Origin of the sequence: Catellatospora sp. KI3 (genome assembly GCF_029948125.1) — a bacterium.
GTDB lineage: Bacteria > Actinomycetota > Actinomycetes > Mycobacteriales > Micromonosporaceae > Catellatospora.
Genome location: NZ_JASAMB010000014.1, coordinates 167,395 through 190,386 on the forward strand (window position 1 = coordinate 167,395; position 22,992 = coordinate 190,386).

Sequence of the window (22,992 nt, forward strand, 5' to 3'; positions counted from 1 at the left end):
GGATGTGCGCATCCTGCTGGTATGGCCGCGCAACCCCCGCGCGGTGCTGAGCGACCAGCTCAGCTGCTGTGAGCCGCTGCCGCTGGAGTACCTGGCCGGCGCGCTGCGGGACCACCACGACGTGCGGATCGTCGACCTGCGGCTCGATCCGCCGCTGGCCGAGTGGGCGCAGTCGCACGAACCGCCGGACCTGGTGGGCGTCGCGGTGCCGTACACGACGAACGTGCATGTGGCCCGCGCGGTCACCAGGGAGGCCAAGCGGCTGTGGCCCGACGTGCCGCTGATGATCGGCGGGCACCATCCGACGGTGTCCACGGAGTGGCTGGACGGGTTCGCCGCGGACTGGGTGGTCGCCGGTGAGGGCGCCGGACCGGTGCGGCACCTGGTCGCGGCGCTGGAGTCCGGGCAGCCGGTCATGCCGACCGTCGGGCTGGCGCCCTACCAGGCGCGGGCCGAGCTGCGGCGGATCACCAAACCGGCGCCGGCCAGCCTCAACGAGCTGCCCCGACCGGACCGGTCACTGCTGGCGCACCACCGGGAGGACTACTTCCACTCGATCTACCGGCCGGTGGCGCTGGCGCGGTTCAGCGCCGGGTGCCCGTACCAGTGCAACTTCTGCTCGCTGTGGCGGATGACCGACCGGCGCTACCTGGTCAAGGAGGCCGAACGCATCGTCGGGGAGCTGAACGACATCCCCAACCGCAACGTGTACGTCGTCGACGACGAGGCGTTCATCCAGCCGCAGCGGATGCTGGAGCTGGCCGACGCTATCGAGCAGGACGGCCTGGACAAGCGCTACCACATGTACGTGCGCACCGACACCGCCACCCGGCGGCCGGACGTGATCACCCGGTGGGCGCAGGTCGGGCTGGACTCGGTGCTGATCGGCGCGGAGTCGATGACCGACAACGAGCTCGACGGCTACCACAAGGGCACCGACTCGGGGCAGACGCGGCAGGCGATGGACCTGTTCCACAGCCTCGACGTGAAGGTCCGGGCGAACTTCATCGTCCGGCCGAGCTGGGACGAGGCCGACTTCGACCGGCTGCACCGCACCATCGACGAGCTGGGCGTGGACATGCCCAGCTTCTCGGTGCTGACCCCGCTGCCCGGCACCGATCTCTACGACGAGGTGCGCCACGACCTGATCAGCGACGATCCGGAGCTGTTCGACTGCTACCACACGCTGTTCCCGACCCGCCTGGACCCGGCCCGCTTCTACGAGCGGGTAGCCGGCCTGCTGATGGCGGCGAGCAACCGCAGTGGTGGCGGCGACGGGCCGGGGGTCTTCTACTTCAGCACCGACGACGCGTTCGGCCGGATGGTCGAGTCGGTGCGGCAGGGCCATCTGCTCGCGGAGGCCCAGCCCGCCTGACGTACCAGTGGACCTCAGGAAGCGCACGGAGATCACTACAGTTTCGGGGAGACTGCCGGAATGGCCCGCAAGATTCCAGCAGTCTCCCCGAAACTGCACGCCGAACCCGGCGGGCGCGGCGCGCGCGGCGGGTTCAGTCCGTGTAGCAGACGCGCCAGCCTGCGCGTTCGTCGGAGAGGGAGAGGGCCTTGGCGCGGGTGGTGCCGTCGGTGAAGGCCAGTTCGGTGTCGACGTAGTAGAAGGTGCCGGTGTCGGAGACGTCCTCGACCCGCAGCCCGGCGATCCGGTAACCGGCCAGTGCCGGGCGGTCGTGCCGGGCACGCCACTTGTCCAGGGCGTACTTCTTGCGCTCGCTGCCGCAGACCCACGCGTACGCGGCGTCGTATCTCCCGTCGCGCAGCGCGTCGAGGTACGCGGTCGCGGCCGCGTTCATGCCCTCTTTCGCGGCCTTGTCGGTGTGGCTGCGGTAGACGACGTACAGCGGCGTGCCCACACACATCAGCAGCACCACGAAGCCGAGGAACCAGAAGAAGCCGTTGCCGCTGGAACTCCTGGCTTCCGCCGCCATGTCCGCCTCATCGGATAGCTGTGCACCTGTGCGCACCCTAGCCGGGCGCGGCCACCTCCCGGTGGCGGAGGTCACCAAGTCGGGTCACGGTCAGTAACGGAGGCGACAGACGCAGGGATTTCACCTAGCCGGAGTGCGATGGTGTTGCGCGTTGTCGAACCCGACCTACAGGAGTCCATGATGGACCGGCGCCGTTTCCTTGCCCTCACCGCGGGCACGGGCATTGGCACCTCGCTCGCCGCCCTCGCCCCGGCCGCCTCGGCCGAGGCCGCGGGCTACCCGTACTTCAACCGGCGGATCCCGGACGCGGCGCACACCCAGATCGGTGCGATGCAGGCCCAGGGCATCACCTCGTTCGCGTTCACCCCGGCCAACGGCTGGGTGCTCGTCACCCAGACCGGCGGCTACTACGCCGGCGGCATCCCGGACGAGTGCTTCACCAAGCTCGGCCAGATGATCGCCAACGGCACGAAGATCCATTGCGTGGCGTTCCCGCCCGCCGGTGGAAACAGCTGGGTCATCACCGGCGACAACGACATGTTCGCCCGCAACATCCCGGCCGAGTGCTACACCCGGCTGCAGGAGTTCTACGCCGCCGGCCAGCACGTCGTACACGTGGGCTTCCCGCCCGCGGGCGGCAACAGCTGGGTCGTCGTGGGCAGCGGGGGCGGCTTCTACGCCCGGGGCGTCGACGACGAGTGCTACCAGATGATGCGCAACCTTTCCCAGGGCGGGCGCAAGGTGACCCGGGTGGCGTTCCCGTACACCGGCGGCTGGGCCGTCGTCGCGCAGGACGAGTTCCACACGCGCGGTATCGACGACGAGTGCTTCCAGCAGATGAAGACCTTCGCCGCGGGCGGCTGGCAGGTGCACAACATCGCCTTCTCGCCGGTGAACAACGGCTGGTCGCTGATCAGCCGGGGCCAGGTGCCCGTGCTGCCCGCCGACAGGATCCGCCAGGTCGAGAACAACGTCAACGGCGCCGACATCTGGACCCGGATGGCCGCCTACAAGACGCCGGGCGTCGCCATCGCCGCGGTCGTCAACAACCAGATCGCCTGGTCCACCGGGTACGGCTGGCTGGAGAGCGGCTCCGGTGCCGCCGCCCACCCCGAGACCGTCTTCCAGGCCGCCTCGATCAGCAAGGCCGTCTCCACGGTCGGCTTCCTGCGGCTGCTGCAGGGCTCCCCCACGCTCACGCTCAACAGCGACATCCGGCCGCTGCTGGGCTGGCAGCTCGGCCAGCGCGCCTGCGTGTCGGCCGGCTCGGGCCCCAGCATCGACCAGCTGCTCGCCCACCGGGGCGGCGTCATCGGCCGCGGCTCCACCTCCCCGGCCAACGTCTGCTCGGGCTTCACCGCCAACTCCGGCGGCGGCTTCGCCGGGTACGGTCCCAACGCGACCGTGCCCACGCTGCTCCAGGTCCTCAACGGCCAGGGCAACTCGCCGAAGGTCGAGCTGAGCACCGAGCCGGGCGCGACCTACTACTACTCGGGCATGGGCTTCGAGCTGCTGCACCGGATGCTGGAGCAGCAGAGCGGGCAGACACTGGCCACGTACATGCAGAACAACGTGTTCAGCACGCTGGGCATGACCAGCAGCAGCTTCTCGCTGACCCCGGCGTTCGAGCTGGCGGCCGGGCACACCACGACGGGCGCGGTGATCCCGGGCAAGCGCAACCGGTACCCGGAGTCTTCCGCGGCGGGTCTCTACACCAACGTCATCGACCTGTGCCGCCTGGTCCGCTGGATCAACCAGGCGTGGACGGCGCCGGGCGACATCACCGGCCCGCTGACCAAGTCGTGGGTGACCACGATGCTGTCGCAGGGCGCCACCCCGGGCATGGGCCGCGGCTTCTTCACCGCCAACCCCGGCACCAACAACTTCCTGTACAGCCACAACGGCGACAACTACGGCTTCAAGGCGAACTTCGTCGGCTACCCGAACCTGGGCGCCGGGTTCGCGGTGATGGCCAACGGCGACAACATGGGCCTGGTCACGGAGGTCAGCAACGCGGTCAAGGCCGCGTACGGCTGGAGCTGACGTTCCGAACGCGGGGCCGGTCGTGCTGCGACCGGCCCCGCGCCGTTTTTCAGGCGCTGTGCAACAGCCCGCCGAGCCGGCCAGACCACCCCTCAAGCACCGGATCGGGATCGGCGCCGAGCACGTCCGTCAGGATCGCGGCGTACACGTCGCGGAAGTCGGTGTGGAACTTGAGGTCGCCGTCGTCGAGGTCGGTGAGGCTGGGCTGGTCGCCGACGAGGCGGCCGCCGTTCACCGCGGGGCCGGCGATCAGCATGTCGGAGGCGGTGCCGTGGTCCGTGCCGTCGGAGGAGTTCGCGCGCACCCGGCGCCCGAACTCCGAATAGATCACCACGACGACCTTGCGGCCGCGCTCCGTGCGGGCCATCCGGTCGAGGAACCCGCTGACGGCGGCGTCGACCGTCTTGAGCTGGATCTCCTGTCCGGTCCGCGCCTCGGCGTGGAAGTCGAACCCGCCCTGCGAGACCGAGAACACCCTGGTCATCACGCCCGCTTCGACGCAGCGGGCAACCAGGTCCAGTTGCGCCTGCAGCGTGGCCTGGGCACCGCCGGTGCCGGTCGCCGGGTCGTCGCCGTGGTCAGGGTCGTCATCGTCGGCGTCCCGGGCGTCGGTGACCAGCTTGTCGACGCTGATAAGGTCCGCGAAGCAGGCCGCCGCCCGGGCCTGCAGCGAGGACTCGCCGGCCGATGCGGCGCCCAGCGCCTTGAGATCGGCATCGGTGATGGACTTCGGCACGCTCACCCCGCCCAGCGGCACCGCCGCACCCGCGCAGGTCGCCCCGGCGAGCACCGGCGGCAGTACCGGCTCCAGCGAGATCGCCGAGCGAGGGTCGCGGCCTGCGTGGTCGAGCCAGCGGCCGAGCCAGCCCGTGTTCACCGGCCGCACCGGGTTTGCGGTCTGCCAGATGTCCATCGACCGGAAGTGGCTGCGGTCGGGCTTGGGGTAGCCGACGCCGCGCACGATGGCCAGCTGCTTGCGGTCGTAGAGGCTCTTCATGCCCGTCATCGCCGGGTTGAGGCCGGTCTCGGCATCGAGCCGGAGCACCTCGTCGGTGTCGTACGCGAGGTCGGCCCGCGCGTCGCGGTAGGCCCGGTCGGCGTACGGGATGACGGTGGCCAGGCCGTCGTTGCCGCCGTACAGGGTGACCAGAACCAGCGTCCGGTCCCCCGGTCCGCCCGTCGGGTGGTCGGCCGTGGCAAGGATGTCGTGCAGCGTGTAGGCCCCTGCCCCGGCGACGAGGGCGGCACCCCCGACCACCCCGGAGGCGATGAGAAACTTGCGGCGGGTGACGGCGTCCATGGGTCTCCTCCTCAGTGGACCGCGTACTCGGGGCTGATCAGTGCGAGCGTGATCAGGCGCTGCGGTCGCGCGGCCGCCTCGGTCAGCGCCGCGCGGGTACGTGCGGTCCAGGCGTCGACCGCGAGCAGCCGCCCGGCGGCGTCCACCTTCGCGTCGGCGTCTCCCTCGTGCAGAGGCGCCAGGTTCGGTTCCGGCACGGCGGCGGCCAGCGTCGCGGCGGCCTTCATCCGCATCTGCAGTGACGAGGTGGTAAGCCAGGCCGCGCCCGACGGCCAACCGCCGACGCTCGGCGGGCGCAGCGGCACCTGGCCCATCCGGCGGGCCCCGGTGAGCACGGCGGTGGCGGACTTGCCCGTCGGGGCGACCCCGAGCTGCCGCAGCGCGCCGACGGCCCACTCGACGGGCTGCTTGACCAGCTGTCCACGGGTGGCCGCGAACCGCTCGTCGAGGAGCATCGCCGTCAGCATGGCGCTCACGTCGCGCCGGTCGCCGTACGCCGTGACCATCGCCTCGCGGGTGGCCGCCGGCAGCGGCTCGCCCGAGCCGAACCGCAGCCACAGCCGGGAGGCCAGGAACACCGGATGGGCGGGCTGGGCCAGGAGCACGTCCACGAGTGAGTCCGCGTCGCGAACGGTGCCGCCGAGGACGGACTGGTCGCCCTCGGCATGGCGGCCGGCCTGGAACACCGCGGCGCCGCGCGCCCGGTCGAGGGTCCAGCCGGTCAGCGCCCGCGCGGCCGCCTTGACGTCCTTCTCCGTGTACGCACCCACGCCGAGGGTGAACAGCTCCATCAGTTCGCGGGCGAGGTTCTCGTTGGGTCCCTTGGCGGTGTTTCGCTGCCCGTCGAGCCACAGGATCAGCGCCGGGTCGCGCAGCATCGCCTTTGCCAGCACGGCGAAGTCGCCGCGCCCGTACGCGCGAAAGGTCTGCAACTGCCCGCCCATCAGGGTGGCGGACTGGACCTTCTGCGCGCTGGTGGCCCAGTGGCCGTGCCAGAAGAACACCAGCTTCTCGGCGAACTGCTGCTCGGTGTGCACCATCCGGGTCAGCCACGCCTGAGCCAGGGTCGTCAGCTGCTCGCGCGCTGCCCGCCGGGCGGCGGCGCGCTGCTCCCGGCTCAGTTTCCCGGCTCGGCCGAAGTACGGGTCCTCGGCGAACACGGGCAGCGGCCGGGCCGTGTCCGGCTTCGCCGGGGCCACGAGTTCGGCCACCACCGCACGGTAGTCGCGCCGGGCCGCCGCATCGATCTCCTCGGCCCTCGGGCCGAAGGTCGCTCGGCGCAACAGGTGCGCGACCAGGTTCCGGTCTGCCATGGCGCTCAAGGTACCCAGCCGACCGCCGGCCGTCCCGCGCGCGGTGTTCGGGGAATGTAAGACCTGTCGGGACGGTCGATATCGGCACATGCGGGGCACACTCTGCGTATGGTCGGGAGGACCGAAGGAGTTGCCGTGACGACGTACACCGCCGAGAAGCACATCGACCACGACCTGACCGATGCCTTCGCCTACCTCGCCGACCCCGCCAACCTGCCGGAGTACTTCCCGCGCATCACCTCGGCCCGGCAGGTCGGGCCGGAGCTGGTGCAGACCACGGCGGCGGTCGACACCGACGGCGACGGGACGCCGGAGCGGGTCTCCGGGCAGGCGTGGTTCCACGCCGACGAAGCCGCCCATGAGATCACCTGGGGTTCGCCGGAGCACTCCGACTACCACGGGTCGCTCAAGGTGACCGGCGGCGGGGACGACACCCTGCTCAGCCTGCAGATCGACGCCGACGACGACCACCCGGGCATCCAGCAGGCGCTCGACGAGGCGCTGGAGTCGATCGCCCGCCACCTGGCCGCCCACTCGCCCGGCCGACCGGACGGCCGTCAGAGGATGGGTTTGCCGCCGGTCACCGGGATCATCGCGCCGGAGATGTAGCTGGCCTCGTCCGAGGCGAGCAGCACGAACACCGGCGCGACCTCCTTGGGTTCGCCGGGGCGGCCGAGCGGGGTGTTCTTGCCGAACTCCGCGACGTGCTCCGGCGGCATCGTCGACGGGATCAGCGGGGTCCAGATCGGTCCGGGCGCGACGCTGTTGACCCGGATCTTCCGGTCGCCCAGCAGCTGGGCCAGCCCGGCGGTGAAGTTCGCGATCGCACCCTTGGTCGTCGCGTACGGCAGCAGCGTGGGCCGGGGCATGTCGGAGTTGACCGACGCCGTGTTGATGATGGAAGCCCCCTCGCCCAGATGCGGCAGCGCCGCCTTGACCAGCCGGAACATCGCGGTGATGTTGAGGTCGAAGGTGTGCGCCCACTCCTCGTCGGCGATCTCCTCGACCGTCTCGTGGGTCATCTGGTACGCCGCGTTGTTGACCAGGACGTCGAGCCCGCCGAGTTCGCGCACGGCCGTGTCGATCAGCTCCTGGCAGTCCTCGCGCCGCGACAGGTCGCCGGGGACGAGCACCGCCCGCTGCCCCGCCTCCTCCACCAGCTTGGCGGTGTCGCGGGCGTCCTCGTGCTCGTTGAGGTACGCGATGACGACGTCGGCGCCCTCCCGCGCGAACGCGATCGCGGCGGCCCGCCCGATCCCGCTGTCCGCCCCGGTGATCAGCGTGCGTTTGCCCGCGAGCCGACCGGACCCGATGTAGGTGTCCTCACCATGATCAGGCTTGCGTTCCATGCCGGCCAGCGTGCCAGGCGGCTGCTGCCGCGGTTCGGCCATGATGACCACCTCCTCCGCACGGCCGTCCGACCGCGCAAGACGTTCATGCCGGCAGTTCATGTGCCCGTCGGGCGACGCACCGAAACAGCCCGCCGGCCGGCGATCAGTCGGCCTGGCTACGTCGCGGCATCACACCGGCGCCGAGCACCGTTCCCTCGCGCCGCCATCCGAAACGTGCCCGGGCGGCGCGGCGCGGTTTGGTCGGGGCCGCAGTCGGGGTATCAGACCGGTCAGACCATTCGAGGGGGTGGAGTGCCGTGGGCGACGAACTCGCGGTCGCGTTCCTGGTAAGCCGGGAAGGCATCGAACAGGCAGAACTCACCGAGCCCTGGGCGGCGGTCGAGCGGGCCGGGGCCACCCCGCGCCTGATCTCGCCGGAGCCGGGGAAGGTGCAGGCGTTCAAGCATCTCGAACCCGCCGACGCCTTCGCCGTCGACGAGACCGCGGCTGAGGCTGATCCGGCCGGCTTCCGGGCGCTGGTGCTGCCCGGCGGGGTCGCCAACGGAGACCTGCTGCGCTGGCAGGAGCCCGCCCGCGAATTCGTGCGAGGTTTCCTGGCCACCGGCGGTCCGGTCGCGGTGATCTGTCACGGTGGGTGGATCCTGATCGACGTGGACGCCGTGTCCGGACGCACTGTCACCTCATGGCCGAGCATGGCCGTCGACTACCGCAACGCGGGCGCCGACTGGACCGACCAGGAGCTGGCGGTGTGTACGAACGGCATGTTCCCGCTGATCAGCAGCCGCAAGCCCGACGACCTGCCGGCCTTCTGCGCTCAGTTGGCGGACTCACTGCGGCGATAGACCAGCGGGAGGGCGCTAGCTGTCGGCGTGGATGCGGCGGGCGAGGTCGGCCGGGAGCGGGTACGGCCGCTCCCGGGGCAGCAGCCGCGTCGCCTGGTCGGCGCGACCGGACCGGACCAGCCCGGCGATCTTGTGCACGGTCGGGGTGACGTCCCGCAGCCCGACCACCCACTCCTCGGCGTACGAGCGGATCAGCGTCCGCCCGACGCCGACCTGGATGCTGTAGTGGTTGAGCGCCGCGCCGCGCAGCGACCGCTCCGGATCCCACTGCACGTGCACCGCGGCCGAGGCGAACGCGGCCTCCCACGCCGAGGCGGAGCCGTGGTGGCGGCGGGCTCTGGCACGATGGCCGGGTGACCGGCCGGGACGTGCGCGACGCGGGGTACCTGTTGCTGGGCCCGGTCTTCGGCGGGCTGTGGGTCGCGTTGGTGGGGGCGATCCAGGTGTCGGGCGTCGCGTCGCGCTTCGCACCGCTGGGCATCGCGTTCTTCCTGGCCGCCCACCTGCTGCTGCGGCCCATCGGGCGGTTCGAGCGGCTGCTGGTACGCGCGCTGCTGGCGCACGACGTGCCCGCGCCGACCCCGGTCGGCTACCGCAGGGCGACCGCGCCGCGGTGGCGGTGGCCGGTCGACCGGTGGCGGTGGACGCTGGCGGTGGTCCGCGACGCCCACAGCTGGCGGGTGCTGGCGTGGCTCCTGATCCGGCTGGTGGTGGGGCCGGTCGGCGCCGCGATCGTGCTGCTGTACGCCGCGTCTCCGCTGCTGCTGGCCGCACCGCTGGTCCCGCTGGCCGACCTGCTGAGCGACCGGTTCACCCTCGACGCGGCGTGGACGGGCTGGCTGCTGCTCGGGCCGGTCGGGTTCGCGCCGGCCGCTCCCCTGCTGCGCGAGGCGGTGCGCGGCCTGGCCCGGTGGCATCGGCGCCTGGCCGACTGGGCGCTCGGACCGGGCCGCCGCGAGGTCGAGGCGGCGGTGCTGGCGCGGGCCGTACGGGCTGAGGAGCAGGTGCGCATCGACCAGGAGCTGCACGACAGCATCGGCCATCTGCTGTCGATGATCGTGGTGCAGGCCGGCGCGGGCGCGCACGTGTTCGACCGGGACCCGGCGTTCGCCCGGCACGCGCTGGAGACGATCGGCGAGCGCGGCCGGGCCGCCCTGGGCGAGCTGGACCGGATCATCGCCGGCATCCGCGACGACGGCTCGGACCACCTGCGGCCGCTGCCAGGCGTGGGCGACCTGGCCGCGCTGCTGGACGGGGCGGCCGACGCCGGGATGCGGGTCCGCTCCCGGATCCGGCTGCGGCCGGTGCCGCTCGCGGTCGGGCGCGGCGTCTACCGGGTGGTGCAGGAGTCGCTCACCAACGCCGCCAAGCACGCGCGGGGCTGCGACGTGGACGTCGAGGTGGTCGCCGACGAGCGGGTGGTGGCGGTGGCGGTGGACAATCCGCTGCCCCGGCCGCGTCCCGGTGGCGGCGGTGGCGGCGGGACCGGGCTGGCGTCCATCCGCGACCGGGTCGCATTGCTGGGCGGGCGGGCGACGGCGGGGCCGACCGGGGACGGCGGGTTCGCGGTGCGGGCGGTGGTGCCGCTGGGCGCGGCGCTGCCCGACGGTGCGGCGGCGTGCCGGCTGGACGCCGGGTGCGACTGCCTGGGCTGCTCGGTGCGCCGTACGGTACCGGGGTGAGGATCGCGATCGTCGACGACGACCCGCTGGTGCGGCTCGGGCTGCGGGCCGTGCTCGCCGCCGAGCCGGGCTGGGAGGTGGTCGGCGAGGCCGGGGACGGCGCGGGCGCGGTGGCGCTCGCGGCGGCCGACCCACCGCCTGACCTGGTGCTGATGGACGTGCGGATGCCCGGCATGGACGGCATCGAGGCCACGCGGCGGATCACCGCGGCCGGGTCGGCGGTGCGGGTGCTGGTGCTCACCACGTTCGAGGTCGACGAGTATGTGTACCAGGCGCTGCGCGCCGGGGCGGGCGGGTTCGTGCTGAAGCGGACGCCGCCCGCGCAGCTGATCGAGGCGGCGCGGGTGGTCGGCACGGGCGAGTCGCTGCTGTTCCCGGCGTCGACCCGGGGCGTCATCGAGCGGTTCACCGCGCCCTCGGGCGTGCCGCTGCCCGCGCTGTCCGACCGGGAGCAGGAGGTGCTGCGGCTGCTGGCGCGCGGACTGTCCAACGCGGAGATCTCCGCCGCGCTGTTCCTGTCGGTCCAGACGGTCAAGTCGCACGTCGCGGCACTGCTGGCGAAGCTGGGCGTCCGCGACCGGACCCAGGCGGTGATCGCCGCGTACGAGGCGGGCTTCGTGGCTCCGGGCTCGGCCTGACCCGGAACCACTCTTGCGACCAGCGGCTTTCACTCTCGGGAGGGTGGGCCGGGGCCGCCGGGCCGCCTACCGTCAGGTCCACCGCGCAACGGCGCGGCGACAGACCGAAGGGCGGAGCATCACCGTGACGCAAGACCGGTTTCCCGGCCAGGACGCGGCGCGTGGCAGGGCGAACCTGCTCTCCACATTGTGGATCTTCGTGGTCCTGAACTACCTGTACTGCGACGTGCTCGGGCACATGGACGGCGCGGTCCTCGCCGAGCTGCTGCGGGGCGAGGCGGGCGGCATGCGGATCACCCAGGGCTTCCTGTTCGGCGCCGGGGTCCTCATGGAGATCCCGATCGCGATGGTGCTGCTGGCGCGGGTGCTGCCGGACGCGGCGAGCCGGTGGGCGAACACGGCCGCCGCCGCGGTCATGACGGCGGTGCAGGCGGCGTCGCTGGCGGTCGGGGTCCCCACCGGGTATTACGTGTTCTACAGCGTCATCGAGATCGCCTGCACCGCGTTCATCGCCTGGTACGCGTGGACGTGGCGGCCAGCCCCGCGGTCGGCGCGGGCGCACGCCGCGGCCCGGTGAGGACGGCGCGGGGCGGGCCGGTTCGCGGCCCGCCCGCGCCGTGCCGGTCACACCTTGGTGAGTCTGACCGCGTCGGCGATGACGTAGCCGGTGCCGCTGGTCCAGCGGCTGACCATCACCGCGTCGAAGTCCCCGGCGTTGAAGTTGAACGTGCCGAGGTTGCGCCACCCGCCGCCGCCGGTGCGCTGGTCCACGTGGACGGTCTGGTTGCCGCTGCTGGTGGCCATGATGTACGGGGCGGCGTTGTTGTAGCCGGAGTTCGAGGCGTACCAGGCCTCGACCCGGTAGTTGCCCGCCGACGGGATCGCGAACCTGTACTTGGCCGTGTCGCTGGCGCTGACCGGGTTGGCGTACCGGTAGTCGGCGCCGTAGCGGGTGGTCGAGTAGGTCGAGGTGCCCCAGTTCGCCGAGGCGGTGAACCGCCCGGCGGTGGAGTTGTCCACGATCGCCGACCAGCTCGGGACCGCGTTGAGCAGCGCGGCGACGTCGGAGCGCATGACGTTCAGGTCGATGAACGACGGGTCGATCTTGCCGGTGGTGCTGGTCTCGCGGTGGCCCCGGGCGTAGCTGGCGTCCTTGCCGAGGCGGCGCAGCACCGCCGCGGTGGCCTTCAGCGAGTTGTTGTACTGCGCCGCGGTCATCGCCTGGTCGGTGGCCTGGTCGCCGCCGTAGTCGATCTCCCACCCGATCATGAGGGTGTTGCCGTCACCGGCCGGGATGGGGCCGCTGCCGCGCGAGGCGCCGGCGTGGTTGCACCGGTTGGCCGAGATGATGTGGAAGACGCCGTTGTAGTCGACCAGCGCCTGGGCCAGCGGACCCTGCAGGTCGGAGCGGCCGTTGATGACGACGTTGAGCGCCGGGTGCGGGTTGGTGGGGCTGGAGAACGCCGCGGTGTGGTGCCACAGCACGCCGATCGGGTCGAACGAGCCGGTGACCTTGCGGTTGAGCCAGTCGCCCTCCTCGACGACCGGAACGCCTTCTGCCCGCAGGACGTCGGCGAGCCACGGGATGCTGGCCATCAGGACTCCGTGATCAGGTCGGCGACGCACTCGGCGACGCGCGGCTTGGCGGCGGCCGCGGTGGCGGCGTGCGCGGCCTGCGGCGCCATCGTCACGGCGGCGGCGACGAGCACCGGCGTGCCGAGGAAGGCGCGGCGGGGCAGCCGACGGGGTGGGCTTGGGTTCATGGCACTCCTTTTGCGAGGGAGGTGTGGAACCGGTGCCAGCACGATACGGCGCGACGCCCGTCTATGTCGATAGTTGTCACATAGGTTTCATCGTATGAAGTTTTCTTTCTTGCAGCTGCCCTGAGCAGGGAGGGGCGGGCAGGTCCGATGACCTGCCCGCCCCTCGACGCGGGCGCTCAGGCGCCGTAGCTGGCCTGCAGCACGTTGAAGACGTTGCGGTGGCCGACCGACTCCTGCAGCGACCACAGCAGGTCGGGCTCGGTGTCGTCCTCCCAGTAGCTGATGCTCTCGCCGCCGCCCACCCAGGCGAAGGTGCGCGAACCGTCGGCGGGCGTCCAGTAGTACAGCTGCTTGGCCCCGGAGGAGTTGAACCACCAGCGGTTGTTGTGCGAGGCGACACCGTTGAGCTTGTACCAGGGCAGCTGCAGCGCCTGGGACGCGGTGGTCGTCGCGGCGAACGTGGTGGCGCCGGAGGCGAACGGGAACCGGACCGCCCGGGGCGCCCGGTTCGGGTAGTCGGCGCAGCCGGACTGGCAGGTGTACTCGGTCATCACGATCGACTTGCTCACCCGGTCCAGCGAGATGGACGACCAGGCCAGCGCGGTGACGCCCGAGGCGGTGCCCGCGGTGACCGTGCCGATCTGCGGCAGCACGTAGGCGTAGTTGTGGGCGTAGTAGGTGGCGGCGTTCACGCGGCCGATCTGGTCGGCGGTGCCGCCGGTGTTCGTCTTGAGGATCTTGCGCATGTCGAACACACGCATGCCCCGGCCGGTGTCGGCCACGTACAGGTAGTCGCCGTACCAGGACACGCCGCCGGCGTGGATCGGGATGTCCTTGAAGTTCGGCGCCGCCGTGGTGCCGGTCGGCTCCACCAGCAGCACCTTGCGGTACTTGTTCGGGTACGTGGCGTCCCAGTCCACCAGCGTGATCCGGCTGCGCTCCTGCGACCCGCCGCAGGCGTCCTTGGTGTACCAGCTGACCACCACCAGCTGGTGGCCGTCGTAGTTGCCGCCGTTGGCGGTGCCGACCGCGTCGCGGCTGGTGGTGATGCCCTGCGGATAGTTCGCGCAGTCGCCGTTGTCACCGGAGTCGAACTGGAAGCCGCCGTTGTAGCCGGCGATGCCGAGCGAGTCGGTGATACCGGTGCGGTCGTGGTTGGCGTTGTCCATGACCGTGTGCACGGGCGCCGTGCCCAGGATGCCGACGAGCGCGGTATTGAGAGCGTCGAACTGGTGGTAGTTGGCGCTGAGGGTGAACTGGCTGTTGGGCAGGGTGGTGGGCGCGGCCGCGGCCTGGGCGCCCGGCGCGCCGGTAAGCGTGGCCGCGAGCGTCACCGCCGCCACCAGTCCGACAAAGACCCTGTTGCGTATGGACACCGTGAAACCTCCCCGATTACGACAGAGAGTGCACCATACGCTCATTGATCTCTATGTTCAACAGGTCGAGATCCAGCTACGACACGTCGAGATCCCGCTGGAGCAGCAGCTGCGGACGCTCCTGCGGGCCTGACCCGCCGACGATGCGGGCCAGCTCGCACACCTCGCCGACGACTCGAGTACGGCGTTCAGGTGCTCGGCCGTGAGCCGCTCGAGACGCATCCGCCGAAACTACCGCAGACCGCCGAGGGGCGGACGCCCGTCGGCATCCGCCCCTCGTCCCGTGGACACCTCGGCGTCAGGCGGCGGCCTCGCGCACGGCCGCGGCGACGGCCGGGGCGTCCTTGCCCAGGATGGCGCCGTGGTTGCTGGCGACCTTCGCGCTGATCCTGATGTTCGGGTTGCGCTCGGTCACCCGCGCCAGACCGGCGCGGATCCGCTCCTGCTCGTCGCCGCGGCTGCCGAAGGAGGTGCCCGAGGCGACCACGTACCGCGTCGGCACGGTGATGGCGTCCAGCACCGGGCCCAGCTCGCGCTCGCGGGAGAGCCTGCCCAGCTCGATGTTGCTCTCGGCCTGCTGGGCGGCGGTCAGCCGCGGCACCAGACCGGTCGGGCGCAGCAGCGGCGCGAACCAGCCGATCCGCTTGAACAGCGTACGGATCCGCTGCTCCATGGCCTCGTCGAGCCAGTCGTAGGGAAACGCGCCGTCGACCAGGACCGCGCCCACGGTCCGGTCCGGGTTCCGCGCGGCCCAGTGCGCCGCCACGACCGCCCCGTAGGACCAGCCCACCACCAGTGCCCGGTCCACCCCTCGGGCGGCGAGCACCGCGTCGACGTCCCGGACCGCGGCCTCGAAGGAGTAGTCGGACGAGGTCTTCGACCTGCGGCCCCGACCTCGCTCGTCATAGGTGATGTGCCGCCATCCTGGGCCCAGTTCGGCGATGACCTTCCGCCAGTAGCCCTGGGTGGCGAACTGACCGTTGAGGTAGAGCACCGGGACTCCTGAGCCGCCGGTGTCGGCGGCGGCCAGGGCCGTGTCGTCCACGGCGACCATGCCGTTCCACGTCGAGCCGGTGCCCTGGGTGCTGTTCTTCGTCATTCGTCTCTCCTGCTCGTGACTGGTTCGGGGGCAAGGCGGCGGTGTGTCAGAGGCTGCGGGCGGTGATGTCGCCGTGGGCGGCGGTGGCGTGGACGGCCAGGTCGGCGGTGCCGTCGTTCTTGAGGGTGTTGCTGATGCGGCCGTAGGGGGTGCCCGCGTCCAAGCCGGACGAGCCGAGCAGCCGGTGCCCAGGCTCCTCGGCCTGGATCCGCAGGACCCCGTCGGCGTAGGCCACGGTGGCCTGCTCGGCGGCCCGGACATCGCGGCCCTTGGCCGGGTCGGCCGGCCGGACCTCGACGACGGTGTCGGCGCGGTCGGCGGCGATGAACTGGATGCGGCCGGCGGGGATGGCCGCGACGGCGGAGATCATGGCCGGGGTGTCGAACTTCTGCATCGCGCGCTCCTCTACTCGTTGTTTCTTACTTCAGAAACGCTACGTTGCTTTCCATATTTCTACAATATCGAAGTTGCGTCTCTTGCTCATTTAGCGAGGCTAAAGGCCGATTATCGTTGCATCGGTTGGAATTTCAACGCAACAATTGATATCCTTCATCGTTGCAATGAGGGGAAGTGAACGCTATCCGCGCGAACAAGAGAACGGGCCGTGCCGGAGGACTCCGGCACGGCCCGTTCGATCGAAGCGGCTACGCGGTGGTGTCGTAGCTGTACCAGGCGGACGCGTCGAGCACGTCGGCCGGGCGCAGCGGCTCCCCCAGCAGCGTCACCATGGTGTCGTTGAGCCCCTGGCCCGAAGGGACCCCTTCGTCACCGGCGCCCGGCAGGTAGACACGGCCACCGCGAGCCAGCCACGCCTCCCACAGCCGGTCGATGTTGCAGTGGTTGAGGTAGAACAGCGGGTCGTTGGGCGAGCTGCCCGGACCCATGTCGCCGCCGACCCACACGTGCACCCGGTTGTGCATCTGCGGGCTGCCCGCCTGCTGCGGACGGCGCGGGTCGATCCAGCCCTCCACCCGGTTGCGGAACCCGTCCGAGCTGACGTCCCAGGGCAGGCTGTCGTAGGCCAGGCCCTCCTCCAGCGCCCACTTGGCGTCGTCGGGCGTGGGCAGTCCCGGGACCCCGGTATCGGTGCCCGCCGCGCGCTGCAGCGGCCGGGGCGCGATGGACCACAGCTGCGTACCGTGGCCGACCAGGCGCACCCGGAACGGGCTCAGCACGCCGCTGACCACGTCACCGCGCGACTCGCCCAGGCCCGACTCGCCCCACATCGAACTGGCGTGCTGCTGGTCGGTCGGCAGGCCGCCGTCCACGGTCCAGTCCCAGTACGGCAGCCCGGCCTCGGCGTCGCCGGTGACCCGCTGGATCTGCTGCTCCAGGCGCAGCAGGAACATCCGGTGCCAGGGCAGGAAGATCGGGCCGCCGTGGGCCAGGTTGCGCATCGGCCGCGACGGGCTGCTGGGCATCTGCATGGACACGAAGTGCCACAGCACGAACAGGTCCCAGGTGGTCAGCTGCTGGTCGACGCCGTACAGGCGGAAGCCCGGGATGGACGGGGCGAGCAGCTGGTTGAGCTGCGAGGTGGTGTAGCCGGACTGCTCGGCGTTGAGCGCGACGACCCCGGCCAGGAACTTCTGCCGGGCCTCGGCGGAGGTCTGGATGTTGGCGCGGACGGCGGTCATCAGTGCGCTCCCCCGTGCTCGTGGCTGTGCCCGGCGTGGTCATGCGCGGGCTGCGTCGGCTGCGCGGCGTGGTCGTGGCCCGCCGCGTGGTCGTGGTCGGCGTGGTCGTGAGCGCCGTGATCGTGGCCCGGTGCGGGGGTCTCGCCCGGCGGGCAGGCGCAGCAGTCGCTGTGCTCGCCGACCAGGCAGCCCAGCTCGTCCACGGCCGGCGGCCGGGTGCCGAAGTAGTCCAGGACCCGCTTGCACAGGTCGATCGCCGACGGCAGCGCGTACTGCGGCAGGCCGTGGTAGTGGACGGCGCCGTTGTCCAGCACCTCCAGGCCGCCCTCCAGCGGCTTGCCGTCGATCGTGATCGCGTACGTCGTCTCGATGCGGATCTCGTGTCCGTTGTGCACCGCGGTGCGCACCGACGACGAGACGCCGTTCGTGCCGTGGCTGTGGCCGTGCCCGGCGGTCGAAGGATCGGGCAGCCCGTAGCCCCCGGCCCGCAGCGCGGCCGTGAAGTCGGCGGATCCGCCGCCGCCCTCATCCCTGACAAGACTCACTGTTCCTCCACCGTCCTACCCCGAGGCCCCGCCCAGAACGCGGGGCCACCGCACTGTGCCACCGGGTGTGCGCGCGGGCAACGAGTCGACGGCATTCGGACATCCGGCGTCCGGACCGTCCGGATTCAGCGGGTCGGCGCGTGGCGGGCGTACGTGTCGAGGCGGGTGGCGAGCTCGGTCGGGCGGCTCAGCGCCGGGGTGTGCGCGGTGTCGATCTCATCCGCCGTGACGCCCAGGCGGTCGTGGGCGACGCGGTGCAGGTACGCGGGCGGGAACATGCGGTCGCGGCGGCCGATCAGCACCCGGGTGGGCACGTCGGGCCAGGCCGCCATGGGGATCGGCTCGCCCAGGCGGGCCTCGGACTGGGTGCGCCCGCGCCGCAGCGCCTCGGCGGCCAGGTCGGCCGGTACGTCGTGGTAGAACAGTTCGACCGGATCGTCGTACTGGTCATAGGGCTGCCGGGCGTACGCGGTGGCGTCCCAGTAGGCCGCGGGCGACTCGGCGGGCGCCGGGATCATCGGTGCCACCAGGACGAGCTGGCGCACCGGCAGCCGCGTGCAGACCAGCGGTGCGGTGAACCCGCCCAGCGACTGCCCCACCACGACCAGGTCCCGGCGGTCGCCGACGGCATCGGCCACCGTGTCGGCGTACTCCGGCAGGCCGGCCGCGTCATCGTCGCAGGGCAGGTCCGGCGCGACCGTGTCGTGGCCCCGGGCGCGCAGCTCGGCTTCGACCAGGTGCCAGTACCAGCCCACGTCACCGGCGCCGTGGATGAGAACGAAAGTGGTCATCCTCCGGTGATACCCGCTGCTTCCCACCCGGACACCGCGCACCGCCGGGAAGCGCCGGATCAGGCCAGCTCGACCGGCCCGTAGCAGGTGCGCTCGGCACCGGTGGCCAGCGCCCAGTAGCGGTCGCCGTAGGACCAGTGCCACCACTCGGTGGGATAGTTGACCATGCCGGCGCCGCGCAGTGCGCCGGACAGGATCTCCCGGTTGCCCCGGGCCCGCGCCGACACCAGCGGCGATGCGGTGAAGCAGGCGTCCTGGCTAGCCAGCGGGGTCGCGTTCACCTCGGTGCCGAGGTCGAGCTCGGTGCCGTCCTCGGCGCACAGGGTCAGGTCGACGGTGCCGCCGGTGCTGTGCGGGGCGACGCCGGGCGGCGACACGTACTTGCTGGCCTCGACGTGCAGGCGCTGCTCGTCCCAGCCCGGCTGGACCTCGCGCAGCTGCTCGCGGTACTGCTCGAAGTAGGCGGTCTGCAGCCGCAGCGGCCGGTATGCCTCGATCACCAGCAGCCGCAGCCCGCCGGGCAGGGCACGCTGGGCCGACAGCAGCCGCTCGACGGTGCCCTCACGCAGGTGGGCGTAGGCGCCCGCCGCATCGGCGAGCCGGTCGTCCACCAGCAGGTCCGGCACCTCGCGCAGGTCCACCATCGCCTCACCGTCGTCGCCCAGCGGGATGGCCGCGATCCGCGGATCGGACAGCAGGACCATGGCCGGTGCCGCCGGGGCGGTCAGCAGTTCGCTCATGCCCGCAAGCTCACCGCGGCGACCGTTAGCCCGGCATGAGCGCCGACGCTCACACCGGGCTAACAACCCGCCTGATCCGGGTCCCTGATACGTCCGGGACACGACGTATCAGGCCCGACCCGGCCCCGCTCTTTCTCGCAGATGTCCCGACCGGAGGAGAGCCGTATGAACTACCAGGCCGCCATCAACCAGTACAACGCGGGCGCCACGGCGACCGTGACCGCGCTGCAGAACCACCTGCTCGCCGTCGTCTGGCCCGGGGCCGCGCCCCAGGTCAACATCGCCGCCGACGGTACGCTCGCGGCCGGTGCGGTGCGCCCGCACTTCGACAGCGCCACGAACACCGTCACCATCGCGCACAACGGCGCCTCGGCCGCGGACGTCCTGGACAACCTGCTGTTCGAGGTCAACAACGCGCTCAACCCGAAGATCGCCGCGGCGGCCGCGCTGTCGAAGGCGACCCCCGTCGGCGACCTGGGCGACCACAAGATCGTCGCCGAGTACGACACGTTCAAGCTGTACGTGCGCGACCTCGCGATCATCTTCGCGGGCGGCAACCCGAACAACTTCCCCGGCCTGGTCGCGGGCGCGCACGCCCTGCCCACCCAGGCCCTCGCCACGATCAACAACTGGATCGCCCTGTACGCGCCGATCTACGCCGCCTACAACGTCGCCGGCGCGGCCGCGTTCGTGGTGCACCCGGCGGTGAACATCATGCCGCTGCCGGGCGTCGCCGCCGCTCCGGCGGGCGCCGCCCCGCAGCCGATCCCGGCCGAGCAGGCCGCGATCCTGCAGTTCGGCACCACCATCCACAACCCGGGCGTGCCCGCGACCAGCGAGCAGTTCTACCTGGCCCTGCTCACCAGCAAGCGGGTGTACGGCTACGAGCTGGTCCGCGAGTGGAACGTGTCCCAGCTGACCACCTACGTCAGGGGCGTGCACGCGGCCTTCGCCAACGTGATGGCCAGTCCCCAGGTCCGGCCGGTCAAGGAGGCGTGGGAGAACGAGCGGCGGTTCCGGCCGTACCTGTTCGTGGAGCTGATGGCGCAGCTGCCGAACCTGGTCCCGGCCGGGGTGATCGGGGCGCAGCACCAGTTCGACCTGGTGATGAGCCAGGTCGCGCTGGAGGAGGCCAGCCGCGCGGTCTCGGGCCGGTGGGACCTCAACGACCTGTCCAAGGTCAAGCCGATGGTGCCGTGGCTGCAGCCCGGCCTGCCGCTGCGCAACCAGGTCGACGTGCTGCGGCTGGCGGCGATCCCGGCCAAGCCCGCGATCAACCTGGCCCGGATCCGCTGACCGGGCCCCGGCCCGGCAGCCCGGCAGCCGCCCGCGGTGCCTGCTGACGGCACGCCCCGTACGCCGTGCCTGATGATAAGGAAAGCCTCCCGGTCGACGGGAGGCTTTCCTTCTTTCGGATTACCGTGGCCGCTCAGTCGTCCTTGCGACGGTCCCGACAGGTATCACCGCTGCTCGATGGCTGCTCTAATCGATAGGAGCCGTCCCCTCGCGGCGCAGAGCACTGGACCGCGAGCGGGCGGGCCCGCCGACGGCGCCGGGTCGGTGCGGCGCCGGGCGGCGGCCGACGTCCTGTCCGCAGTCGCGGCGGGCAGGACGTCGGCGACGAGGGCGCGCACGGGTCGGCCCCGGCTGGCGGAACCGGTGCCGCGGGCGGGCCGGTGCCATGGGCCGGGGTGGGCCGTCGGCTGGACGGCAGGGTCAGATGAGCGTCCACGAGGTCTGGACGGGCTTGTCCCCCTGCGGATAGCAGCAGAGCCGGACGTTGCCGCGCGCGACGCCGGTCGCGGAGAACCGGCCCAGCGCGTCGGCCTCGACCCAGGTGGGGCCGGCCCCGTGGTCGACGCGGATACGCGCGGCCTGCGGCGGCACCAGCTGCCCGGTCAACGCGACCGTGGCGCCCGTGACCGCCGCCTCGACCTCGATGGTCAGCTCCCCCGCCGTGAACGTGAACAGGTCCGGCGGGGCGTCGCCGCGTACGCCCGCCAGCTCCACCTGCTTGACCAGCTGGGCGAGGGCGGCGTCGGTGTCGCGCCAGGACAACGCCTCCCTCGCCAGCGTCAGCAGGTGGGCCGGGACCGGGTCCATGCGCGAGGCCAGCCCGCGCAGCTCAGTCGGGGTGTGGTCGTGGTCATGCGGCATCGCTGCTCAACCTCCTGCGGAGATGGTCCAGGCAGCGTGCTCTCGTGGGGCCGATGCTGCCGACGGGTATGTCCAAGGCCGCGCTGACCTCGGCGTAGCTTGGCGGCGGATCCAGCAGCAGCAGGCGCAGCACCGCCTGGCACTGACCGGGCAGCTCGCGTACGGCCTGCCACAGCGCGCGGTCGCGTTCGCGCCGCAGCAGGTCGGAGTCCGGGGCGTCGTCGCCGCCGGTGTCGCGCGGCTCCAGCGTGATCAGGTCGCCGACCGGCAGGTCCCGGCCCGCCCGGCGCAGCACCGCCAGCGCCTCGCGCCGGGCGGTGGTGGCCAGCCAGGCGCCCAGCCGCTCCGGCTCGCGGATCGCGCCGAGGTGCTCGACCAGGCGCAGCCAGGTGGCCTGGAAGACGTCCGCGGCGTCGGCCGAGCCCAGCCGATGGCTGCGCGCCACCGCCCAGACCAGCCCGGAGTACGAGTCGACCAGCGTGTTCCAGGCCCGCTGGTCCCCGGCGGCGGCCCGCTCCAGCAGGGCCGCCGTGTCCGGCTCCGGCAGCATCGTCTCCTGCGACCCCTGGCTCATGACAGCCCCGGGTATCCGCCGATGACCCGCTGCGCCGCCGTGGACAGGACCGACTTGAGCGCCACCTCGGTCGAGCCGCCGCGGGCCACCTGCTCGGCGAGCAGCCCCACCACGTGCGGGGTGGCGAACGAGGTGCCGCTCCACAGCGCCCAGCCGGTCGGGAACTGGCTGTGCTTGACGAACGTACTGGTGATGTCCTCGCCGGGGGCGAGCACGGTGACCCACGGACCCGCGTTGCTCCAGTCGCACAGGCCCTTGCCGTCGTGGGCGGCGACCGCGACGACCTGCCCGGCCCAGGGCTGGTCGGTGCCCGCGAACGCGGCGGGCCAGAACGCGCGGTCGCGCAGGCCGTCGTTGCCGGCCGCCGCGACCACGAGCCGGTCGCGGCCGCCCAGCAGCTGCCCCAGCGCCACGGCCAGCGCCAGCGGCGGCTGGTCGTCGAGGGTGTAGCCGCCCAGCGACAGGTTGACCAGCTTCTCGTCGGTGACCCGGGCGAACGAGGCGATCAGGTCGGCCTCGGTGCACAGCCCGAACGTGTCCAGCAGCCGCACCGCCCGGACGTCGGCTTTGGCGGTCTGCGCCGCGATCACGCCGATGATGAAGTTGGCATGGCCGACGTCGCCGTCGATCACGCCGTCGTCGTCGACGTCGGTGTCGGTCTCGTAGTCGGCCGCCGTGGCGGTGTAGGCGTGCGCCGGCAGCGGGCTCTCCCGCCACACGCCGGTGTCGATCACCATGACGGGCACGTCCCGGCGCGGCTTGTCGACCGTCGGCGGCATGGTGGGCTGCGCGGCGGGCTGCGGGGGCCCGAACGGTCCGCCGTGCTCGAAGGGCGTGGACACGAAGACGTGGTTGGGCGCCGCGACCGTGCGGTCGTCGCCGTCGCGCGCGGCGGCCTGCCGTACCTTGCGGGCGGCGGCGGGCACGTCCAGGCCGTCGGCGGTCAGCCGCAGCAGGCCGGGCGCCACGACGGCCTCCTGGACGCGGTCGGCGTGGCCGAGGCCGCCGAGCACCCGCTCGGCGGACTGCCGATGGTCGGTGAGCACCAGCAGCTCGTTGCGGGCGAACCAGACAGGCCGGCGACCGGCGCGGGTCTCCTGGCCGAGCCAGGGCAGCTCGGCCATCCTCCGGGCCCGCCGGTCCTGCCAGCGGTGCAGGCGGTCCTGCGACATTGCCATCGTGGTCCTCCAGGTCGGC

25 protein-coding genes are annotated in these 22,992 nt (G+C 71.9%); 8 read left to right on the forward strand and 17 right to left on the reverse strand.

Translation table 11 applies throughout. The annotated features are described in order from the left end of the window. Nucleotides 1–4 precede the first annotated feature (4 nt). The gene (locus QEZ54_RS22450) at nt 5–1,375 is read left to right on the forward strand and encodes a radical SAM protein (protein WP_281306661.1); all 1,371 of its coding nucleotides are present in this window, start codon (nt 5–7) and stop codon (nt 1,373–1,375) included. A gap of 133 nt (nt 1,376–1,508) precedes the next feature. Here the strand turns inward: QEZ54_RS22450 and QEZ54_RS22455 are convergent, their stop codons facing one another. Further along, a complete protein-coding gene (locus tag QEZ54_RS22455) occupies nt 1,509–1,943 on the reverse strand; it encodes a hypothetical protein (RefSeq protein ID WP_281306662.1) in 435 nt (144 codons plus the stop codon). A gap of 180 nt (nt 1,944–2,123) precedes the next feature. On the opposite strand from QEZ54_RS22455, the gene QEZ54_RS22460 reads away from it, so the two are divergent. Next, nucleotides 2,124–3,986 carry a serine hydrolase domain-containing protein gene (locus tag QEZ54_RS22460; RefSeq protein WP_281306663.1) on the forward strand — a complete coding sequence of 621 codons (1,863 nt, stop codon included), beginning with the start codon at nt 2,124–2,126 and terminating at the stop codon, nt 3,984–3,986. Nucleotides 3,987–4,035: 49 nt separating this feature from the next. On the opposite strand, the gene QEZ54_RS22465 is transcribed toward QEZ54_RS22460, so the two are convergent. Further along, complete coding sequence (locus QEZ54_RS22465; RefSeq protein ID WP_281306664.1) at nt 4,036–5,286, reverse strand: DUF1501 domain-containing protein; 1,251 nt, start codon at nt 5,284–5,286, stop codon at nt 4,036–4,038. Nucleotides 5,287–5,297: 11 nt separating this feature from the next. Further along, nucleotides 5,298–6,599, reverse strand: a complete 1,302-nt coding sequence (locus QEZ54_RS22470; protein ID WP_281306665.1) for a DUF1800 domain-containing protein — start codon at nt 6,597–6,599, stop codon at nt 5,298–5,300. Nucleotides 6,600–6,734: 135 nt separating this feature from the next. Between QEZ54_RS22470 and QEZ54_RS22475 the strand changes: the two genes are divergently transcribed. Continuing rightward, nucleotides 6,735–7,208, forward strand: a complete 474-nt coding sequence (locus QEZ54_RS22475) for an SRPBCC family protein (protein WP_281306666.1) — start codon at nt 6,735–6,737, stop codon at nt 7,206–7,208. Here the strand turns inward: QEZ54_RS22475 and QEZ54_RS22480 are convergent. Beyond that, nucleotides 7,157–7,990 (reverse strand): SDR family oxidoreductase, encoded by an 834-nt coding sequence (locus tag QEZ54_RS22480; protein ID WP_281306667.1) that lies wholly within the window; start codon nt 7,988–7,990, stop codon nt 7,157–7,159. The genes QEZ54_RS22475 and QEZ54_RS22480 overlap by 52 nt on opposite strands. Nucleotides 7,991–8,247: 257 nt before the next feature. On the opposite strand from QEZ54_RS22480, the gene QEZ54_RS22485 reads away from it, so the two are divergent. Continuing rightward, on the forward strand, nt 8,248–8,793 hold the full coding sequence (locus QEZ54_RS22485; protein ID WP_281306668.1) for a type 1 glutamine amidotransferase domain-containing protein: 546 nt from the start codon (nt 8,248–8,250) through the stop codon (nt 8,791–8,793). A gap of 15 nt (nt 8,794–8,808) precedes the next feature. On the opposite strand, the gene QEZ54_RS22490 is transcribed toward QEZ54_RS22485, so the two are convergent. Beyond that, complete coding sequence (locus QEZ54_RS22490) at nt 8,809–9,264, reverse strand: DUF4291 family protein (RefSeq protein WP_281306669.1); 456 nt, start codon at nt 9,262–9,264, stop codon at nt 8,809–8,811. Here QEZ54_RS22490 and QEZ54_RS22495 point away from each other — a divergent pair. The 3 genes from QEZ54_RS22495 (at nt 9,147) to QEZ54_RS22505 (ending at nt 11,690) form a co-directional block, all read left to right on the forward strand. Then, nucleotides 9,147–10,475, forward strand: a complete 1,329-nt coding sequence (locus QEZ54_RS22495) for a sensor domain-containing protein (RefSeq protein WP_281306670.1) — start codon at nt 9,147–9,149, stop codon at nt 10,473–10,475. The two genes, QEZ54_RS22490 and QEZ54_RS22495, sit on opposite strands and share 118 nt — an antisense overlap. Beyond that, entirely contained in the window at nt 10,472–11,113 is a 642-nt protein-coding gene (locus tag QEZ54_RS22500) for a response regulator transcription factor (protein ID WP_281306671.1), read from the forward strand. Before QEZ54_RS22495 ends, QEZ54_RS22500 begins: the two co-directional genes overlap by 4 nt. Before the next feature lie 124 nt (nt 11,114–11,237). Further along, on the forward strand, nt 11,238–11,690 hold the full coding sequence (locus QEZ54_RS22505; protein WP_281306672.1) for a DUF6326 family protein: 453 nt from the start codon (nt 11,238–11,240) through the stop codon (nt 11,688–11,690). Nucleotides 11,691–11,737: 47 nt separating this feature from the next. Here the strand turns inward: QEZ54_RS22505 and QEZ54_RS22510 are convergent, their stop codons facing one another. The 9 genes from QEZ54_RS22510 to QEZ54_RS22550 all read right to left on the reverse strand — a co-directional run bounded on the left by QEZ54_RS22510 (nt 11,738) and on the right by QEZ54_RS22550 (nt 19,064). Beyond that, nucleotides 11,738–12,709, reverse strand: coding sequence for an N-acetylmuramoyl-L-alanine amidase (locus QEZ54_RS22510; RefSeq protein WP_281306673.1), 972 nt, complete (start codon nt 12,707–12,709; stop codon nt 11,738–11,740). Further along, entirely contained in the window at nt 12,709–12,876 is a 168-nt protein-coding gene (locus QEZ54_RS22515) for a hypothetical protein (RefSeq protein WP_281306674.1), read from the reverse strand. The genes QEZ54_RS22510 and QEZ54_RS22515 overlap by 1 nt, the downstream gene beginning before the upstream one ends. Nucleotides 12,877–13,052: 176 nt before the next feature. Next, on the reverse strand, nt 13,053–14,252 hold the full coding sequence (locus QEZ54_RS22520; RefSeq protein WP_281306675.1) for a hypothetical protein: 1,200 nt from the start codon (nt 14,250–14,252) through the stop codon (nt 13,053–13,055). Nucleotides 14,253–14,550: 298 nt separating this feature from the next. Then, on the reverse strand, nt 14,551–15,351 hold the full coding sequence (locus QEZ54_RS22525; RefSeq protein WP_281306676.1) for an alpha/beta hydrolase: 801 nt from the start codon (nt 15,349–15,351) through the stop codon (nt 14,551–14,553). 46 nt (nt 15,352–15,397) lie between these two features. Then, nucleotides 15,398–15,745, reverse strand: coding sequence for a hypothetical protein (locus tag QEZ54_RS22530; protein WP_281306677.1), 348 nt, complete (start codon nt 15,743–15,745; stop codon nt 15,398–15,400). A 250-nt stretch (nt 15,746–15,995) separates the two neighbouring features. After that, the gene (locus tag QEZ54_RS22535; RefSeq protein WP_281306678.1) at nt 15,996–16,988 is read right to left on the reverse strand and encodes a tyrosinase family protein; all 993 of its coding nucleotides are present in this window, start codon (nt 16,986–16,988) and stop codon (nt 15,996–15,998) included. Then, nucleotides 16,988–17,533, reverse strand: a complete 546-nt coding sequence (locus QEZ54_RS22540) for a hypothetical protein (RefSeq protein ID WP_281306679.1) — start codon at nt 17,531–17,533, stop codon at nt 16,988–16,990. Before QEZ54_RS22540 ends, QEZ54_RS22535 begins: the two co-directional genes overlap by 1 nt. 125 nt (nt 17,534–17,658) lie before the next feature. Then, the gene (locus tag QEZ54_RS22545) at nt 17,659–18,324 is read right to left on the reverse strand and encodes an alpha/beta hydrolase (protein WP_281306680.1); all 666 of its coding nucleotides are present in this window, start codon (nt 18,322–18,324) and stop codon (nt 17,659–17,661) included. 59 nt (nt 18,325–18,383) lie between these two features. Beyond that, a complete protein-coding gene (locus QEZ54_RS22550) occupies nt 18,384–19,064 on the reverse strand; it encodes a M15 family metallopeptidase (protein ID WP_281306681.1) in 681 nt (226 codons plus the stop codon). A gap of 165 nt (nt 19,065–19,229) precedes the next feature. Between QEZ54_RS22550 and QEZ54_RS22555 the strand changes: the two genes are divergently transcribed. Continuing rightward, the gene (locus QEZ54_RS22555) at nt 19,230–20,360 is read left to right on the forward strand and encodes a hypothetical protein (protein ID WP_281306682.1); all 1,131 of its coding nucleotides are present in this window, start codon (nt 19,230–19,232) and stop codon (nt 20,358–20,360) included. Nucleotides 20,361–20,780: 420 nt separating this feature from the next. On the opposite strand, the gene QEZ54_RS22560 is transcribed toward QEZ54_RS22555, so the two are convergent. Genes QEZ54_RS22560 through QEZ54_RS22570 form a run of 3 tightly spaced genes read right to left on the reverse strand, consistent with a single transcriptional unit; the run spans nt 20,781 to nt 22,973 of the window. Then, nucleotides 20,781–21,221 (reverse strand): hypothetical protein, encoded by a 441-nt coding sequence (locus QEZ54_RS22560; RefSeq protein ID WP_281306683.1) that lies wholly within the window; start codon nt 21,219–21,221, stop codon nt 20,781–20,783. Beyond that, nucleotides 21,211–21,795 carry a sigma-70 family RNA polymerase sigma factor gene (locus tag QEZ54_RS22565; RefSeq protein WP_281306684.1) on the reverse strand — a complete coding sequence of 195 codons (585 nt, stop codon included), beginning with the start codon at nt 21,793–21,795 and terminating at the stop codon, nt 21,211–21,213. Before QEZ54_RS22565 ends, QEZ54_RS22560 begins: the two co-directional genes overlap by 11 nt. Further along, nucleotides 21,792–22,973 carry a S8/S53 family peptidase gene (locus QEZ54_RS22570; protein WP_281306685.1) on the reverse strand — a complete coding sequence of 394 codons (1,182 nt, stop codon included), beginning with the start codon at nt 22,971–22,973 and terminating at the stop codon, nt 21,792–21,794. Before QEZ54_RS22570 ends, QEZ54_RS22565 begins: the two co-directional genes overlap by 4 nt. Nucleotides 22,974–22,992: the final 19 nt, after the last annotated feature.

Bases quoted from the DNA above. Each gene is read 5' to 3' on its own strand.
- QEZ54_RS22455 (WP_281306662.1), bottom strand. From the start codon at position 1,943: ATGGCGGCGGAAGCCAGGAGTTCCAGCGGCAACGGCTTCTTCTGGTTC.
- QEZ54_RS22460 (WP_281306663.1), top strand. From the start codon at position 2,124: ATGGACCGGCGCCGTTTCCTTGCCCTCACCGCGGGCACGGGCATTGGC.
- QEZ54_RS22465 (WP_281306664.1), bottom strand. From the start codon at position 5,286: ATGGACGCCGTCACCCGCCGCAAGTTTCTCATCGCCTCCGGGGTGGTC.
- QEZ54_RS22470 (WP_281306665.1), bottom strand. From the start codon at position 6,599: ATGGCAGACCGGAACCTGGTCGCGCACCTGTTGCGCCGAGCGACCTTC.
- QEZ54_RS22480 (WP_281306667.1), bottom strand. From the start codon at position 7,990: ATGGCCGAACCGCGGCAGCAGCCGCCTGGCACGCTGGCCGGCATGGAA.
- QEZ54_RS22510 (WP_281306673.1), bottom strand. From the start codon at position 12,709: ATGGCCAGCATCCCGTGGCTCGCCGACGTCCTGCGGGCAGAAGGCGTT.
- QEZ54_RS22515 (WP_281306674.1), bottom strand. From the start codon at position 12,876: ATGAACCCAAGCCCACCCCGTCGGCTGCCCCGCCGCGCCTTCCTCGGC.
- QEZ54_RS22525 (WP_281306676.1), bottom strand. From the start codon at position 15,351: ATGACGAAGAACAGCACCCAGGGCACCGGCTCGACGTGGAACGGCATG.
- QEZ54_RS22530 (WP_281306677.1), bottom strand. From the start codon at position 15,745: ATGCAGAAGTTCGACACCCCGGCCATGATCTCCGCCGTCGCGGCCATC.
- QEZ54_RS22535 (WP_281306678.1), bottom strand. From the start codon at position 16,988: ATGACCGCCGTCCGCGCCAACATCCAGACCTCCGCCGAGGCCCGGCAG.
- QEZ54_RS22545 (WP_281306680.1), bottom strand. From the start codon at position 18,324: ATGACCACTTTCGTTCTCATCCACGGCGCCGGTGACGTGGGCTGGTAC.
- QEZ54_RS22550 (WP_281306681.1), bottom strand. From the start codon at position 19,064: ATGAGCGAACTGCTGACCGCCCCGGCGGCACCGGCCATGGTCCTGCTG.
- QEZ54_RS22555 (WP_281306682.1), top strand. From the start codon at position 19,230: ATGAACTACCAGGCCGCCATCAACCAGTACAACGCGGGCGCCACGGCG.
- QEZ54_RS22560 (WP_281306683.1), bottom strand. From the start codon at position 21,221: ATGCCGCATGACCACGACCACACCCCGACTGAGCTGCGCGGGCTGGCC.
- QEZ54_RS22565 (WP_281306684.1), bottom strand. From the start codon at position 21,795: ATGAGCCAGGGGTCGCAGGAGACGATGCTGCCGGAGCCGGACACGGCG.
- QEZ54_RS22570 (WP_281306685.1), bottom strand. From the start codon at position 22,973: ATGGCAATGTCGCAGGACCGCCTGCACCGCTGGCAGGACCGGCGGGCC.